The organism is Uliginosibacterium sediminicola (assembly GCF_039631295.1).
Lineage (GTDB): Bacteria > Pseudomonadota > Gammaproteobacteria > Burkholderiales > Rhodocyclaceae > Viridibacterium > Viridibacterium sediminicola.
The window spans coordinates 334,167-350,411 of sequence record NZ_JBDIVE010000002.1; the positions used below are offsets into that span (position 1 = coordinate 334,167).

The window sequence follows — 16,245 nt, forward strand, 5'->3', positions numbered from 1 at the left end:
GCAAACTGGCCGCATCAGCTGACTTTGCGCAACACCATCGTCGTGTGTTCGGGCGCAAGCGATGACATCTTGAACACGCTCGTGCCGTCGGTCGCTGCAGATCCACGTTGCAACCCATAGAAGAGGTTCGGCGCATCGCGAGCGGACGTCCACCGGTCGTAAACGAGCGGGTAGACGGGCGGGTGATCGGTCGGCCACACCACATCCCTGCCCACCTTGATCTGATGCGCGACCAGCCCTTGAGCATCGGTGGACGCCCGGCCTGCACTCGTCAGGACATCACCAACCAGGATCCAGCCGCTGAAGTCACCGGTCGTAGCATCACCGAAGTCATTCTCCAGCGCTGCGTTGGAGTTAAGCGGCGCCGTGGTCAGATTGGTAATCGAGTACACGCCCCCCGCGTATTCCACCGCGTCGACTCGCATCTCCTCGCCGAGCGCATAGACGCAGTAGAACAAATCGCCCGATCCTGTCAGCGAAAACGAAACGTTCGACGACAGAGCAGACAAGGCAGCGGAAAACTGCGAAGTAACGTCTTGCACTACGCCGCCGGCCACGATCCGCAGAGCCTGAGCGGCGGCTGAGCTACCGGACGGGACCGGCACCAGCAACAAAACAGAGCCGTCATCGTGCACATGGATCTGAGCGAGGTTTCTACCGCTGTCAGGATGGGTCTGCGCGGTATGCAGTAGCGTTGGTACCCATGTAGTCACATCCACTTTGATGACATCGAGCGCATTGCCAACCTGCGGCTTGACCGCCATGTACAGCGCGCCATCCATGTACTTCATATCGCCAAGCCCCTCACTCCAAGGAGCGGGATCGAAATAGCTAGGGAACCCTGACATGGCCGCATAAAAATCGTGCTCCACCAGCTCAAAAGTCTGCATATCCACAGAGCAAACATGCGAACGAAACTCTGTCGTGAAATAAAGCACGCCATCACCAATCGCGCTGCGACTCACATACGGCAAGTGCCAAGACGTGATACCTGGATCAAACTCATGCACATCGTCAACCCTTCCGCGCAAGCCGTCATAGAACACACCGCCGCCGCCAAGGCTGTCGTCTCCAGACGCCTGATCAATGTCGATGCCGGACGCCAGGCCGCCCAGCGTGAACGAGTAGTAATTGCCCTGAACAAGATCGTCGCTGACGAACGCAAGACTGGCGTACCGCGCATCTACGGAATCCGGCGTGCCGCTGCCGTTGTAATCGCGCGTATCAGCAACGACCACCCCCCCAGTCACCGGAGCGCCGTCAGGGCCACGGGCATTCATCCAGAACGAGTCATAGCGAATCTCTTGATCCGCAGGGGTTGCCGCGATTGAATTGTCGTTTGCGCGGAATGAAAGCTGCCCAACAAAAGCGCCCGTCAGGTTATAGAAAGGGTTTAGAACTCGCGTCGACTTGTCGACGAGCAGCGCCGGCGAGACGGGGGCGGGCGATACATTGCTCACAGAGGCCAGCTTTGTGACCACAGCGCCGCCGTTGCCGAACAACATCTGCATTGAGAACGAGTCGTACACGCTCTGATCGACAAGATCCCTGGCCGGCAAATCCGCCTGAAAGTCGAGCGTCAACGGATAGCTGGTACCCGCTTTCAGGAATACCGGGCCGAGCTCAAACTCAAGCTCGGTATAGCCCGCCACGGGCAAGAGCTGGTCGCCAGACGACAGCGCCCGGCCGCCGCCGGAGAGCGACAGAGAATCGATACTCCCCCAGAGAGTGGCCACGCACTTGAACTGCAACGGCTTCAGGCTGCCGTCGGCGAGCGTGCGCACTCGCGAGCGCTTCACACGCGCGCTGAACACGACGGCAAGCGAGTACCAGCCGTCAGCCGTCACAGAGAACTCAGAGACTCCATACACCCAGTTGTCACCAGGGGTCTGATCGTACGGATCAGCAATCGAGACGCTCACATCTGACGACGCGAATTGACAAAAACCGCCGTCGGCCGCATCAAGCAATAGTGGCATCTGCGCCGAAGACGCCTGCGGGTTAACCGTCAGCCGCTCCAGCTCGCTGGAGAGCGCGATAAAGACAGACGGATCAGACCCCCCGGCCGCCGGCGCCCCCGTGCTGTCGCTCGGCGAATACACGACTTGCCCATTCGCATAAAACTTACCCGCCAAAAACGTCGTAACAGGGACAGGCAAATTGCCGACAGAAAACACTCCCTCCTGGTACGCAACATAGCGCTCGCGAAAATAATCACGAAGCCCATTGATGACATCGCTGAGCGCAGTTTCGATCATCGACAGCAAGCTCACCGTGCCAGCGAACAACCCTTTCTGAGTCGAATACTTGACGGTGTAGATCACCTCGGGTTCGCTCGTCGGCGGCACTGACACATCATCGGTGATCGTGATCGCCGGCGACACATCAAGCACATCAATGATCGCTTCAATGTCGCTCGCCAGACGCTGCAGCGCCTCATAGCCATCCAGCTTTATCACCGCCGTGCGCGCTGCTTCGTTCGCAACTTCTTTGAGCACCACGCCGGCCGACGGCAAAGCAAACACGCGCGGCATGTAGTTCGTCAGCCGAAGCAGCAGCGGATACGTGGCGCCGCTGAATAGCGATAGCATTTGCGCAGTTGCATTTCCCGGATCGCCGTCCGCGTCAAAAGTAAATGACTTTGACATTCAAAAACCCCGATATATTAAACGCTATGCAGCGCAAACAAACCGCGCGCGATGAACAGCGCGAGCTGAGTCTCGCGGAACGAATACAGCTCGCCCGCCGAACGGGTTTCTACGCGCCGGTATCGCACGTCGACTGTCTCCATGAGCGGCACCGGATGCATGAGGGGGTTGTCTGCATCGTCGAGCACTGGCGAGCCCGATTCATCGACCACGGGCCGCAGCTCGGTGATCGGCACTTGCACGTCGCGCACGCCCGACTTGCGAACTGGTACGCCGTCGATTATTTGTATCTCACTATACGGCTGTTGCTCGGTGCGCGTCGCTTGACGTTCGACAGGCCGCACGATGTCGCCGCTCGCGTCTTCGACTTCGGTGTATTCCGCGCCCCACGCGTCATAACAAATAAACCCGTAGCGCAGCGGGTCGAGACCGTGCGATTCCATGATCGCGATTGCGCTCTGCACTGTCATCCCAACGTGCAACCGCGCAGCGTCGGCCCCTTTTTTTGCGACCGCATCGAGGTACTGATAGATGCCGACATTACCGACGAGATCAATTGCAGCAGCGATTTCGTCGGCCGTGACGCTGCGCGGATCGGTTTTGACACGCGCGTCTGATGTTGTGATGACTGAGCCTGTGAAGACTGTGTTCCAGCGCTGCGCAGGCCGACCACAGTTTGCACCTGTGTCATTGCTCGGATAGATGTCTGCGCACGCAGTCGGCTTATATAGCTCGTTTTGGGCGTAGCCGAATTTTGCAAACAGCACGCCGGCTGACAACATATCTTCAATGTTGTTTACCCAGAGCACAGATCCGTCATCATCCCCGCCATTCTTGCCGCTAATAATCCACTCGGCAGTCCCCGAAAGGTTGAAAAACAACTGGCCGGCCGGCTGCCAGGCCGCGCCCAGTTTTACAGCGTTGTATGAACTGTCGTGTCGCATTGACGATAAGATGCCGACACTGCCGCCATTTGCCCAGATCGTCGCCTGCTTAACCCGCACGTGAGACACGTCAGATGGTTTCGGAACCTGACCCGCCGAGACGAGCACGTCATCGCTCGCGGATAGATTTTTTGCAAAATACGTGTGCTGATTAACGTTCGACGAGAGCATCCCGTCCCACACCAGCGTGCCCGTTATCTGAGCAGGATCAACAAGCTCACCAGCGGACGGAAAAACCTGACTTGAAAAAAAACGATTCGCCATTACTGAGCAAAACGACAGACCCAAGTACAGATAGACATCGACTGAGCCGTCGGGCTGCAGATACGCACGCACCGGCGCTACAGCGGAGCTCGACTGCGCTTTTACCTGCAGCTCACCGCGATTTGTCATGACAACGACAAACGGAGAGCTAACAATCGTCCACTGCCCCCATATACCATCAAGCACCATGCGATCAAATGTACCGGCCGTGCTGACCGGCAGTCGCCCCATGTACATGTGCTTGTCTTTGTCGTCATAGCCTACAACGAGATCAAAAGGTCGCGACTGCGCCCAACCCGTCGTTGCTACACGATTGTCGCGCGCGGATAGAGGGAGCAGGCCTACAGAGCTCAGCCCGTGAAACTCGCCAGCCCCCGGCACGACAACATTGCCGTCGGCGTCCACAGCGAGTCGCTCGTGGTTTTGCAAATCCACGGCAGCCCGCGCCGCCGGTTTGTCTGCCGCAGTGAGCACAGCGCGGCCAACAGCTGATGCATCATCGATATCGGCCGCTTTGTGGGTGTGCTGCGCCGCTGCTTTGTTGTTGATCTGCGCTTGCAGCTTCGCGAGCGCGACCAGCACCGTGTCTGTTGCGTCGATTGCTCCGGCGACGACAGCAGAGAGGCCCGACAGCGCAACGCCGAGCACGCGCTGCGCTCTGAAATACAAGTTGTTTGCGCCTTCTACAACATCGTCGGTGCTGCCCGGCGACGACGGAATCAACACATAGCCGGACCCGCTCCAGCGGTATTGCTTTGTCGGATTAGCCGGATCTTCGCCGCCATTGATTGCGACATAGATTTTCCCCGACTCGCCTGGCTGCGGAAAATCTGCCGCGCTCGGCGCTTCAATCACATCGTCCATATAGCTCGGCAGCTGAATCGCCGGCACCTTGCCGCCGACAAGATCTGCTTTGTCAGCATGCGTGTGCGCGGTCGGGGGGCGTGCATCGCTGAGACGTGGATCGTCACCAGCAGTGACCGTACCGGGGCCGGCACCAACATTACGTGTTGCAGCATCGCCTAAGCCGAGATTTACGCGGGCGGCGACGGCGTTTGTGATCTCGGACAGCGCATTGCTCGCGAGCATGTCGCCACCAGTCTGCCAGCCGAGATCCTGCGGGCTGAGCGGCTGCCCAGTTTTAGGGTTGTTGATTTGTATTTCGCCTGTATCCGGGTCTTTTTTTGCGACCAAAAACCCGTACGCGCTGCGCAGCAGCGTTGCAATTCCGGCGATATTCATTGCTGTTTTACCCATGCAGAGATTTTGGAGACCTTGCCATCCGTATAGGTGAAGGTCTGCCGGTATGTCGCGCCGTTGAAGACGACTTCAATGTAGTTGAGCGTTCCGTCCGCGTTGTAGACCAGGCTCTGCTCCAGCGAGTCAATAGGCAGCGCTACGCGTCGCGAGCTATCCAAAACAGCGCTCATGACAATCCCCTTCAAACCATTTTGATGCTGCTAATTTTTACGGGGTCGATGTCAATGGTTCTGCTGCGTTTTCCGGGCTCGGCTCGTCATCCACGACTTCATCGAACATGCTGGACACTTTGCCGACAACTCCACCGCCCGCTTGCTCGATGTAGCTGTTATCGGCCGCGACGTATGTGCAGCCCTCAAGGAAAGCGAACGACATGGCATCAATCAGGTCTGGCGAGCTGATACCCTCCTTGCGCATGTCCTCTTTCTTCATCATCTGGTAGTGCAGGCCACCCGCTTCGCTGAAGTGGTAGGGCAATCGCGAGCCCTGGTCGATGATTTTCTCGATCATCTTCTGAGAGAGCCCCTGCGGCAGCACCACGCGTCCGGATTTGATCGCATCGCGGAAGCGCACCATTGCGCACGCGCGCAGGTTGTAGAAGCGCGCCTTGTACTCGTTTTTGAAGCAGGGCAGCCCCCAGTTCACGCGCACGACTGTCCCGCCGCTGCGCTCGATCAGCTTGCAAACCGTTGCGCCCACGCCACCGGCGTCAACGTACAGCGTCGCATTTGACAGCTTCCCCACGTAGTTCACTAGATCGCCAGCAAGATCGATTTCGTTTTTGTCGTCGCTGCACAAAGGAATGCTGATGTACTCCACGCGCCGTGCGTCCGGCCCGTGGTCAGCGCTGCCGATGATTTTCGCGAGCACGATCACAGAATCGTCTCGGTACTCGCCGAGCGCCACATCGGAGAGCACGACCAGGCCGTAGGGCTCATCGTCGCCGATGATCTTGCGCGGCTTGAATGCGGCTTCGAGATCTTCGCGCGTCATCAAGACGTTGCCGCTCGACTGAGCGAACTGGCCACGCACGCGAATGCGGTACTCGATAGAATCCCGGCCGCCGCTCTCCTCTTCGCGCGCCTTCAGCCACTCGGTACTCACGAACGGCGAGTTCTCCGAGCTGAAGCACAGCGCCAGCCAGTCGCCACCCTTGCGCCGACTCAAACGATGATGCGTGTCGTAGAAGTAGCCGGTGTTGCGCGCGCCCTGAGACGCCAGCAGCGTGCGATTGCCCGGCTGGGTCTGAGTGCCGTTGATCACGTCGTAATGCTCATCAGAGACGCCGGCCGCCTCATCGATGATGATCATCTGCCAGTACCGGTGCTTACCGGCAATGCTGATGCTCTCGCCCTTGGGCATCGCGACCTGGCTGATGAACCACTGCTGCGAATACCCGTTCATGGAGACGCGGGTTTTCGTGATGGTGAAGTAGTCGCACAGCCACGCGAACGGGCCGCTGGCCATCGCCGTGCGCGCGTCTGTCATCTCCTTCCAGACGCCATCTGCAACCTGCTTCACGACCGGGGCGCCGATGTAGGTATTGCTGCCTATCTCGACCTTGCCCTCATAGAACGCGACCGGATGGCAGAGCATGTGCCAGAGCGCAATACGCGCGAAGCAGAAGGTCTTGCCGGTGCCGGTACCCGACACGACAGACACCTTCGCCGTAGGGTTCTCCATTGCCTCCAGCAAATCCAGCTGATCATCGGACGGCAACAGGCCGCAGACCTCGACAGCGAACGCGGCCGGGTCTGCGTGATATCGATCAACGAAATCCTTGTAGCGAGGGTCGCTGAGGATGTCCTTTTTGTTGCCCCTGGCGCGGACAGCCATCAATACGGCCTTCCCGTGTCGTCCTCATCGATCATGAGGATGCATTCGCCGCCGGGCTCTTCGATCACTTCACATAGCCCACGCAGGGACAGCCAAGCAACAGCCTCCTGCAGGTATGGGCTCGCAAGGCTGCTATCCGCCACCTGGCTACCGTCCCAGGCAACGAAACCCCACAGGACGCCGTGCTCATCGCTGCGCACTGCCACGCTCTTGATGCGCTCAATCATGGACTCGTCGGCAAGCTCGAACGCGCGAGCGATCAACGCCGGATCATCCTGCTGACTAGCCATCTTCACCCCTGCGATCCTCGCGAGGCTCGCGGGTGATTCCTCGCTCTTCGTAGACGCGCCGCTGCCGCTCGCGCGCCGCCTCCATCATCTTTGCGTACTCGCGAGCCACTTCAACAGGCGTCTCCGGCTTCTCTTGTTCTTTGCCCATCCCGACGGCCGTAGCAAGCATCTTTACTGCCTCTTCCGGTTTCTGGAACAGCAGTTCGATCCCGTCTTTCGTGCGTTTCACACCGGTGTAGGCCTTTCGCTCCGCGCCAGTCAGATTACGCACGTCGGCGAACCACACGTAGGGCTTGCCATTGCCGTGGCACTCCGGGCAATCCGGATTAGGCTCCAGGCGGCCGTCGTACCAGTCGCCTTTGATGCTCGGGAATTCGCCGATGTCCGCTTCGAGGTCGCCGCCTGCTTGCTCAAGCAGCCGCTTGCGCCGAGCGACGTGCTCAGCGCGCTTGCTCGCGTACTCGACGGGCGTGCACTGGTACGAGTGATTAATCCCCCAGCAGTAGCGGCACGGGGCAATCCGATGCTGGGTGATCTTGCTGGTATCGACATCAGCCAGATCTGCGTAATGCTTGATCAGCCGCTCAATGTTCCAGCCCGCGTTCTCGACCTTCTCCCGCATGACTTCCTGCAGGGCGCTCTTAATCTCGGCGCGTCTCAGCAGTCGCCTGGCTTGCTCTGCCGCGCCGGCCTCGCTGTACCCGGCGTTCTTGGCCGCCTTGGTGCCGTTGCTGTGCTGCGCGTACTCAAGGACGAAAGTCTTCTCTCTGGGGTCGAGCGAATCAAAGTGCGGCGTAGCGCTGCGCGCATCAAGAATCAGCCCTACGAGTGCGCCGGACGCATCGTGCCCGCTACTCTCTTCGTCGGTGTCGGTGTCGGCGTCGGCCACATCGTTTCGATGGTTTCGATGGTTTCGCGCGGAAACCTCGGATGGTTTCGATGGTTTCTGCAGAGCGGACTTTTCCCAGCCTTCCTTGACGCAAACCTTGCGGATGCCCGGCGCGGAGACAGGCAAGCCAAGTTCCGACACGAGCCAGGCGAAACCGTCTCGCGAGTCGGCTTCCCACGTCTTGCGCGCCTGCGCGCGCTGTTCATCAGATAGCTTGGGTTTGGCTGGCATCATGCTCTCCTCGGGCTGTGCGCTGCGCACCGATCCCACTCCAGAAACATGGGGTGCAGATCATCAACCTCGGTTGCAACATGGCCACAAACGGCGCAAGTAATCGGCTTGAGTCCTCTTTCTTTTGCGACCCAGGCCAACATCTGCACCGGCTGCAAATCTCCATCCTCTACCCACACGACCGCGCTATCAGAGTGGTCCCTTATCCACTTTGCCGCCATGGGCAGCCCCGCGACCAAAGCGAGACGCTCAGCAACGGCCAGCTGATCCTTCAAGCTCCGCGCGTCAGTCTCATCCCCGGCCAGATCTGCCAATTCCAGGCTCTTCATGGGTCAATCGCCAAGCATCGCAACTGAAACGACAGCCAGCGCAAACGCGAGCGCAAAAGAGGGGCTGATCAACCCCTCCCCGCTCAACACGAAAGCAACGAAGATCGCCATCGACATCAGGCGTTACATCTCCATATCAAATCCAGCAGATCCTGCAGCGTGCGGATCGGGCGCAACTTTCCGTCGTACCCGGCTTCAAAGCCTTTTCGGCCAAAGTCGTTTTCCAGCGCGTACCACTCTAGCCAGTCATCGGCTACATCGCAGCCGACGATCACCGACACGGCCTGCGTGTAGCTGGAAACCAGTGTGTTGGCGGCTGCGATAACTGGGCATTCGAGCTGAACCAGCAGCGCCTTTCGCAATACGGCGTGCTGCGCGTTCAGTTCTTCGATGACGCCTTGCCACTCGGTCAGCAGGGCAATGCACTGAGCGCGAAACTCAGGCGTTCGATTCGTATTCATGCTGCGGCTGCCTCTTCGCAGGTAGCGATAGCCGCAGCTGCGGCCAGGCGCTCGCAGCCTGGTTTGAAATAGTTCAGCTTCACAAGCTCCCCCCTCTTTCTGTCGATGCACTCGTCCCGCTCGATGCCTATGTAGCTGCGCCCCTCGTGTATCGCCGCTACACCGGAGCTCATGACGCCCGCCGAGTTGTCCAGGACCATAGCGCCGGGGTTTGAGTAGGAGCGGATCAGCCAGCGCAGGAACGGAACTGGCTTCTGGGTCGGATGGATCTGCTGCTGGGCTGAGAAGTCGCGCGAAACGCGCCGCACGCTCTTCGGAAAGCGAGTTCCCTTGTTCTCGATGCCTTCTGCCTTGGTGCCCGCAAAACCGTAGCCGTGGTGATTGCACCGGATCTGCTTGGGCGGTTTGCGCGTGTAGGGCTCGCCCTCTTCCATCTGCGGGTTGTAGGTGTAGCGCCCAGGCGCGAAGCAGAGCACGAACTCGTGCGTTCGCATCGGCCGATACTTCGCAAGCCCCGGGCTGCCGCATTTGTTTTTGTCCCACACCACGTCATGCGAGTACCAGCGTCGGTTTGACGTGATCAGCGTCGCAGCAAACGCCATGTCACCGAACAGCAGGATGCAGCCACCCGGCGCAAGCACGCGCGCGTACTCGGCCCACATCGGCCCCAGCGGGATGATTGAATCCCACGGGCAACTCGTTGAACCATACGGCAGATCGGCGAGGATGAGATTCACTGACCGATCAGGCACCGCGAGCGGCATCACATCGAGGCAGTCCCCTCGAAATGCCGACCACGAAAACGAATTGAACTCGTAGCGCCATATCTGCATGCTTGCGCCTCATCACAGAAACAGCGGGAGCTGGGTTGATTCGCTGCGTGCGCTAACTGAGCACTCCACGCGGAAGCGAACCATCTTGATCTGGGCCGCCTTCGCGGCGGTGAGACCGGCCTCGATTTTTGCGGTCAGCGTTGCGCTGCCTCGCATGTCCTCGAACGAGGGGTTCAGCTCTTTAAATCGCGCCAGGGCTGCGGCTGTGGCTTCGCCGCTGGCGAGCATCTGACCGATAACCTCGTTCATCGCCTGAACGCGGTCGTGCAGCTTCTTCAGCGTCTCCATGTCGCGCCGGCGCGCGGCTTCCCAGGCGTCGAACATCCACTGCGAAACGCCGCGTTCTTGATCTGCGCGCGCGCCGACTTCCCAGTCGGAAGAGAGGCCAAACAGGTAGTCGCAGCTCACTTCGTAGACTTCGGCTGCCCGGCGTATCGTCCAGACCGGGACGCTGATCGTGTCCGTCGAGTTCTCGATCTTCGACAACTTGCTCGGGTTCTTGTAGCCCAGGCGCTCTGCCGCAGTCGTCACCGACAAGCCGCACAGCTCGCGCGCTTCGCGCATGCGGCTGCCGATAATTTTCACAACCGCGAACTGATCGGCTTTGGACAGCGGCACTACCTGCTCTTTTCTCACGCGAACTCCCTCACTTCCCAGCCGCCGCCAGCTTTCTTCGGCTTTGGCGCAGTCATGTAGAACGGCCAGGGGAACATCCTGGCGGCAACCTTTGCTTTCACGAGAAAGTCGTCCGATGCGATGGCGAAACTTCCCTTCACATCCCAGGCCTCAAGCCGGCCGTCTGCGCGCATCAGGAAGAAATCAATGGTGAGGCGACAGTCGTGCGCGATCTTCAGCGTCACCGCCTCGAATGCGTACCAGAGGATTTCGCCGGACAGCTTCTGTGCTTCCAGGTGCTCGGCGAAGGCAGCTTCCGTTTTGTTCATTTCGCCGGGGGCTTTGCGGCCGAGCGCCTGCAGGCGCTGCTTGCTGTTCTGCGCGGCCGGCGGCCTACCCCCTCCGGCCAGAACGCCAGACTTTTTGCGCTCGAAGTCGCTCAGCTGCTCGGGCGACCAGCGCACGCTACCGTTCCCCATTTGCCCGCCTCCGGCCAGCCTGGGTAAAGGTGTGCGCAGCAATGTACTTGTTGCGCTCTTCAAGCGCCGCGTCGGTTGCTCTCTCGAACCGTTTGCAGCTTCTGCGGAAATAGGCGGAATAGAGCGGGCTATCGGGCTTGCTTTTGCGTGCAGTGCAGACACCAAGCCCGACCGGCGCATTGCTGCCTGCCAGCGCCATGTCGTAGCGGCTACACTCTATGCACATCACAAGCGAACTCATTGGGCAACCCGGTTTTGAATTGCCGTAAGTTTACTTGCGTGTAATGCTTTCATCAATGCCCACAGGCATTGTTTCGCTAGATTTCACCCGCGTACACGATGCGCATATCAAGGATGCGCGCGATAAAGCGCTCAATCCGCGCGCCTCGGCTACCCTGCCAGCCAGGCAGCAGCACAATCACGTTGCAGCGAAGCAGCTGAAGCAGTCCGATGCGCATGTAACCGGCCCAGCTCTTGCAGGTCGGCTCGGGGTTCTCGGCGGGGTTCTCGACCGTGTAGCCCAGCGCGCGAAGTCGAGCGGCCTCCGCATTGAAGGCGGGGTAATTGAACCCAGGGAGACCGGTCATAGGCCCTGACAAATACAGCACTTCACCGGTCACTTAACCCTTCTCCCCTCGGCCGTCACGCCAACCCAGCCGCGCCGGAAATACTCAAGCATCGTGCGCTCGTGCGCCCTCACGAAATACTCCATCTTTTGCTCATATGTAAATCGCCGCCCTTGGTCAAGCTCTGCGTGGCACGCGTGACAAGAGGCCGCATGAAAGTTGTCGTGCGCTTTGATGCGTGCCCCCTTGCCGTGAATCGAGAAATTGCTGTGCGCCGGCTCGCAGCCATGTGGCGAGTAGCCCGTACACACACCAGGGAGCTGCAACGTGCATTCGTTGATATCGTGCGCCAGATCCAACAGGTCGCGGTCGCGGAAATTTCCTGCCAGCCCCTTAGCATCCCGTCGAGACGGCGCCACGTCGCCCGGCCGGGGGACAATCTTGCTGGGCCTCTTCGTGCTCATCTCTTCGAGTCATCCTTCGGCGGATATCCGGCCGTGATACGAGTGCGGTAAGTGCAAATGTCGCGCGCCGTGCTAGCGCCGCATCCGAACCGCTTCGCAAGCGTTTCGTAGCCGACCAGGCCGGGCTTGTGTTGAGACCTCATCAAAAGCACTTCTGCATCGGACAATGCGGCCTTGCCGTGTCGCTCCCCGTGCGGCGCCGCCATCAGTACCCCCTTGCGCGAACAAGCTCATCGCGGTCTCCGCGATTGAGCGCTGCGCGCGCTTGATCTGCAATTTCACGACACAGGCGGCAAGCAGTCTCGCCGCGCTCGACCATCCAGTAGCCGCACTGCGCACAGCTGCCGGTGGCGAATCTATAAGGGGCTGGCGCTTGCACGTAACTCATGCCGCGAACTCCCTGCTGAGCTTGTTGATGATCTGCGACAGCCTGGCCATGCCCTTTGCTGTGATCATCGGCTGACCCGCAACCTGCCTGCCGGCGCTGCGCTCGATTTTCACGGCTCGGTGCTCCATGTAGCCGCTCTCAAGGGCTTTCGAGTAGGCCTGCAGGCGCCCCTGGCTATCTCGATACAGCCAGTTGCGCGTGAGCATCATTGCCACAAGTTCGGTCTGCTTGATCTTCAAGCTCTTTGCAGCTTCACGAACCCCAAGCGAGCCATCTGACTCGGACAGGCGCTGCAGAGCTTCAGCGCGCGGCTTGACGATCTGCAGAACGGCCTCTGCGCGCTCGGCTCGCTCGGCCTGGTCGGCGGCCAAACGCAGCGCTTCTGGCAGCGTGCGAGGAATCGCGATCTGCCCGGCGCTCGCCAGGCTCTCCAGCTCCTGCCAGCGATCAACGATGGCCGCTGTGAATTCCGGGCAGTTCTGAGCCACAAGAATCAAGGAGTCGCGTTTGTTAAGCCGGTACTCTTGGTAGATCTGGCCGTTCTGCTCGTTGCGCACAGGGGTATCAGCCAATGGCTGACCCCCTCCGATCACGCCGCGTTGCGCCAGCCTTTCGGCGCTCCGGCGCACATCAGCGTGGTTCTTCCTGATCATGTCCGCGATTTCGCGCGTCCCCATGGTCAGCGGTGAATTGATCCGCATCAGACTCATAGCTCACTCCATTCCGATCAGTCTTTCGACCACTTCATCAACTTGCTCCGGCGATTTGTACTGCGCGCCCTGCCGGAGGACGCGCCCCCACACTTGATTCAGCACATCGCGATAAACCTGGAGCTTTGTCTGGTCATTCATTCGCCGATAGCTCAAGCTCTTTGCCTCGAAGCGCACCTCGCCATTCAGCCGGTAGTAGGCGTTGTAGTGACCGGCCAAGATGGTTGTATCTCGCCGAAACCCATCAAAGGACTTCGCAACTTCTCGCCCCCGGTGAATCTGGGGCTCGGTCGGCATCTCCTGAAACACCTCAAAACCCAGGCGATAGAGCGCCATCAGTTTTCGATGAAACCTCGTGTTGTGGAACGCAGTGATCGAGACCTTGACCGACGTTCCCATCGGCATCGTTGCCAGCTTCTCGGCGTCCTCCGGCGTTGCGGGAATCAGCTCTCCGCGCGCCCCTTTGATCGCGACAATCTCGATCACAGCAACACCCAGACCAGTAACGCCAGCAGCGCGGGCGCCAGCTTGACAATGAGGATGGCGCGAGGAATCCACACCCGCCGCCGCTTCTCGTTAATCCACATGGCACACCTCCCCATCATCGAAGAAGCGCACGCGGCGGCTTCTTTTCACGCTTCGTTTCTGGCCGCCGCCGGGCGCGTACAGATGCCACCCGCCGCAATAACTGCAGTGCTCCGCGCGCAGCATGTTTGCGCGCTGCCCTTCACTTGCCCGCCTCACAGCGTCTTGCGCAGTGGCGCGCGTGTACGACGCCTTTCCCACTCGTTCGCAACTCTTCACAGGGTCTCCTCCGAAAACAATTCGATCTGCTGGAGGCCCTGGCTGGCCTCCAGCCGCTCTTGTTCCCTTTGTGCGCGGAGATAGGCCACCGACAGCCTGCGGAGCGCGCTACGGGCTTTTTTGACCGCTCGCCTGGCATCCTTAAAGCGCTGCACCGGCGCAGCAACGATTTCGCGCTCGCCCTCTGTTAGCGCCTCGAAGTCGCTATCAGCCGGTATCTGCGCAAGCTCGAAGGCCGAACGCTTCTCGGCCCTTGCCGCAGTCAGCGTCGCAATCGACTCGTGGAGCGCAAGCGCCGCAAGGCCAAGCCGCTCGACAGTGGTCAGTCGCTTCATGCCCCTCCTCCAATCAGCTCTGTCTCGCTCTCGCGAGTCGGCTTGTCCAGCATCGCCATCAACTCAGGAGCAGCGGGAGTCACGCGGATAGCTGGGCAGTTGCCGCCGGCCAACATCACCGCAGCAACTTGGTCGGGAGCGCCAATCATTCTCGGCGGATCAGTCTTCATCCCTCTTCGCGTGTTCTCCGCTTCGTACACGCCGGGCAAGTAAGCCGGATAGGCCGGACGCTCTGATCGCATCGCGTAGCCGCGATAACGATTCACGAATTCTTTCCCGACAAAAACGAGCTCTTCCTCTGACTTCATCCTCATCGGAGCCCACCCGCCCATGTCTAGCAGCACGCGATGAATCAGCCCGTCATCAAACGCAACCGATTGGTTCCCGCCAACGTGCCGTATTGCACGATCAACCTTGCTCCATGCCAGCAGCGCCGCGTCGACCGTGCGACCCGAGAGCATCTTCACTACGTCAGCAGGCATCGGCATGAACTGGCCGGTATCAGGATTCACGCAATGACGCCCAACCGCGTCCGAGACTGCAGCCAAGTCATACGCCCGCATCGCGTTCCACCAAACAGAGAGGCCGAAGCTGCTCAGTTCGCGCCGGTAAAAGGCATGCACACCGGCGATCAAATCGCGGAACGCATCGAAGTCTTCAGTCAGCACTCGTCGCCTCCTTTGCCGAGCCCTCGATTGCCTCACCGCAAGCCTTCTCGACATAGCCAGGAGGGCGCCAATCCACGGCCCTGTTCCGCGCCTCAAGCGCTTCCTGCCTGCTGGCGGAAGATGGAGCGCTGCCGGCGCGCGCCTTGATCGCCAGCTGGTCGTACTGCTTTCGCAGCTTGTCGGGAGACATGATGTTTCCGCGCCAGAAGGCGTCATTGCACGCCCAGCGCATCAGGGCGCAAATCTCGCGATGCTTGCGACTGTCTTGCTCGATCATCAAGCGGACTTCGTTCGCCCAGGCCTCCAGATTTGGCTGCTTCAGCTCAGGGCGGATGGTCAGCAGCTCGGCGTATAGCCACTTCGCGCAATCCATGTCTGCGTCGCTGTAGCTGTACTTGCGAACTTTCGGGGAAGAACCCTCCTGAGCCGCAGGCGAAGAGTGAGGACTAGAAGGGTTTACCTTGGTGTCTGGTGTTTGGTGTCTGGTGTCTGGTGTCTGGGTAGCCGTTGCAGGCGTTACATGTGCCGTTTCATTTAGCGTTTCAGGTTTTTCATGAGTCGTTACAGCAGCGGCCTCAGTATCAGGCGCGCCGGGATGCAAGTTGTTGTTTTCAATGGCGCCGGCCATTGCTCGAAGCTCTTTGATGCCGATATTCCACGACGCATGCCTGCCAGTCTCAGTGAGCTTCCTGAACAGTTGCGCGCGCTCAGCTCTGTGACGACGGACTCGGCTCTGTTCATTGGCTCGGCGCGCTTCTCGCTCAGGCTCACCGGCCAGGTACTCAGCGATTACTGCGTCGCACGTCTCATTTCGCCACCCGTCTGCATGCAGTACGAAGAACTCGTTCAGCACAGATTCGACAGCCTCTCGCTGCTCCCGTGTTGTCGCTCTGACCAAGCGACAAACCTCCTTGACATCAGCAGGCACGGGCTTTTCCTTGCGGTAGTAGAGGCGCAATATCCGCGTGTAGGCCATGTCCTCAACCCAAGTCAGGTGTGACGTGTCCGTGTCGTAATCGCGGATGTGATGCTCGTAATAGTTCATGCCGAGCCCACGCCTTGATGCGCTACCTGTAACGTTTCGCGCGTTACAGGTTCGGTTACATGATGTGCAGTGGAGCCCCCCTGCAGTAATTCCGGCGCAGTTACCGTCACGCTCAAACCCTCTCGACTCAGATTCGACGGGCGAACGAAGGCCCGAAGATTTTTCATTCGTATGCGAAAACAAAAA

General features: G+C 59.6%; 18 protein-coding genes. All 18 read right to left on the reverse strand.

The annotated features are described in order from the left end of the window. Positions 1–14: 14 nt before the first annotated feature. The 18 genes from ABDB84_RS05385 to ABDB84_RS05470 all read right to left on the reverse strand — a co-directional run bounded on the left by ABDB84_RS05385 (position 15) and on the right by ABDB84_RS05470 (position 16,059). Positions 15–2,648: a hypothetical protein gene (locus ABDB84_RS05385; protein WP_345918668.1), complete on the reverse strand. Its 2,634-nt coding sequence runs from the start codon at positions 2,646–2,648 to the stop codon at positions 15–17. Between the two features lie 17 nt (positions 2,649–2,665). After that, positions 2,666–5,113 (reverse strand): tail fiber domain-containing protein, encoded by a 2,448-nt coding sequence (locus ABDB84_RS05390; protein ID WP_345918669.1) that lies wholly within the window; start codon positions 5,111–5,113, stop codon positions 2,666–2,668. Next, complete coding sequence (locus ABDB84_RS05395; protein ID WP_345918670.1) at positions 5,095–5,286, reverse strand: hypothetical protein; 192 nt, start codon at positions 5,284–5,286, stop codon at positions 5,095–5,097. Before ABDB84_RS05395 ends, ABDB84_RS05390 begins: the two co-directional genes overlap by 19 nt. A 37-nt stretch (positions 5,287–5,323) precedes the next feature. After that, entirely contained in the window at positions 5,324–6,952 is a 1,629-nt protein-coding gene (locus tag ABDB84_RS05400) for a hypothetical protein (RefSeq protein ID WP_345918671.1), read from the reverse strand. After that, positions 6,952–7,242, reverse strand: a complete 291-nt coding sequence (locus tag ABDB84_RS05405) for a hypothetical protein (RefSeq protein WP_345918672.1) — start codon at positions 7,240–7,242, stop codon at positions 6,952–6,954. The genes ABDB84_RS05400 and ABDB84_RS05405 overlap by 1 nt, the downstream gene beginning before the upstream one ends. After that, a complete protein-coding gene (locus ABDB84_RS05410) occupies positions 7,235–8,365 on the reverse strand; it encodes a terminase small subunit (protein ID WP_345918673.1) in 1,131 nt (376 codons plus the stop codon). Before ABDB84_RS05410 ends, ABDB84_RS05405 begins: the two co-directional genes overlap by 8 nt. Continuing rightward, entirely contained in the window at positions 8,362–8,691 is a 330-nt protein-coding gene (locus ABDB84_RS05415) for a hypothetical protein (RefSeq protein WP_345918674.1), read from the reverse strand. The genes ABDB84_RS05410 and ABDB84_RS05415 overlap by 4 nt, the downstream gene beginning before the upstream one ends. Positions 8,692–8,807: 116 nt before the next feature. Beyond that, a complete protein-coding gene (locus ABDB84_RS05420) occupies positions 8,808–9,152 on the reverse strand; it encodes a hypothetical protein (protein ID WP_345918675.1) in 345 nt (114 codons plus the stop codon). Beyond that, complete coding sequence (locus ABDB84_RS05425; RefSeq protein ID WP_345918676.1) at positions 9,149–9,985, reverse strand: DNA-methyltransferase; 837 nt, start codon at positions 9,983–9,985, stop codon at positions 9,149–9,151. The genes ABDB84_RS05420 and ABDB84_RS05425 overlap by 4 nt, the downstream gene beginning before the upstream one ends. A 12-nt stretch (positions 9,986–9,997) precedes the next feature. After that, complete coding sequence (locus ABDB84_RS05430; protein ID WP_345918677.1) at positions 9,998–10,621, reverse strand: helix-turn-helix domain-containing protein; 624 nt, start codon at positions 10,619–10,621, stop codon at positions 9,998–10,000. Then, positions 10,618–11,079, reverse strand: a complete 462-nt coding sequence (locus tag ABDB84_RS05435; RefSeq protein WP_345918678.1) for a DUF1064 domain-containing protein — start codon at positions 11,077–11,079, stop codon at positions 10,618–10,620. Before ABDB84_RS05435 ends, ABDB84_RS05430 begins: the two co-directional genes overlap by 4 nt. Positions 11,080–11,396: 317 nt before the next feature. Then, entirely contained in the window at positions 11,397–11,699 is a 303-nt protein-coding gene (locus ABDB84_RS05440) for a DUF4406 domain-containing protein (RefSeq protein WP_345918679.1), read from the reverse strand. Then, complete coding sequence (locus ABDB84_RS05445; protein WP_345918680.1) at positions 11,696–12,109, reverse strand: hypothetical protein; 414 nt, start codon at positions 12,107–12,109, stop codon at positions 11,696–11,698. The genes ABDB84_RS05440 and ABDB84_RS05445 overlap by 4 nt, the downstream gene beginning before the upstream one ends. 384 nt (positions 12,110–12,493) lie before the next feature. Beyond that, complete coding sequence (locus ABDB84_RS05450) at positions 12,494–13,207, reverse strand: phage antirepressor KilAC domain-containing protein (RefSeq protein WP_345918681.1); 714 nt, start codon at positions 13,205–13,207, stop codon at positions 12,494–12,496. 3 nt (positions 13,208–13,210) lie between these two features. Then, entirely contained in the window at positions 13,211–13,693 is a 483-nt protein-coding gene (locus ABDB84_RS05455) for a DUF1367 family protein (RefSeq protein WP_345918682.1), read from the reverse strand. 314 nt (positions 13,694–14,007) lie between these two features. Further along, positions 14,008–14,346, reverse strand: coding sequence for a hypothetical protein (locus ABDB84_RS05460; RefSeq protein ID WP_345918683.1), 339 nt, complete (start codon positions 14,344–14,346; stop codon positions 14,008–14,010). Next, positions 14,343–15,014 carry a DUF6475 domain-containing protein gene (locus ABDB84_RS05465; RefSeq protein WP_345918684.1) on the reverse strand — a complete coding sequence of 224 codons (672 nt, stop codon included), beginning with the start codon at positions 15,012–15,014 and terminating at the stop codon, positions 14,343–14,345. Before ABDB84_RS05465 ends, ABDB84_RS05460 begins: the two co-directional genes overlap by 4 nt. After that, positions 15,004–16,059, reverse strand: a complete 1,056-nt coding sequence (locus tag ABDB84_RS05470; protein WP_345918685.1) for a YdaU family protein — start codon at positions 16,057–16,059, stop codon at positions 15,004–15,006. The genes ABDB84_RS05465 and ABDB84_RS05470 overlap by 11 nt, the downstream gene beginning before the upstream one ends. Positions 16,060–16,245 lie beyond the last annotated feature (186 nt).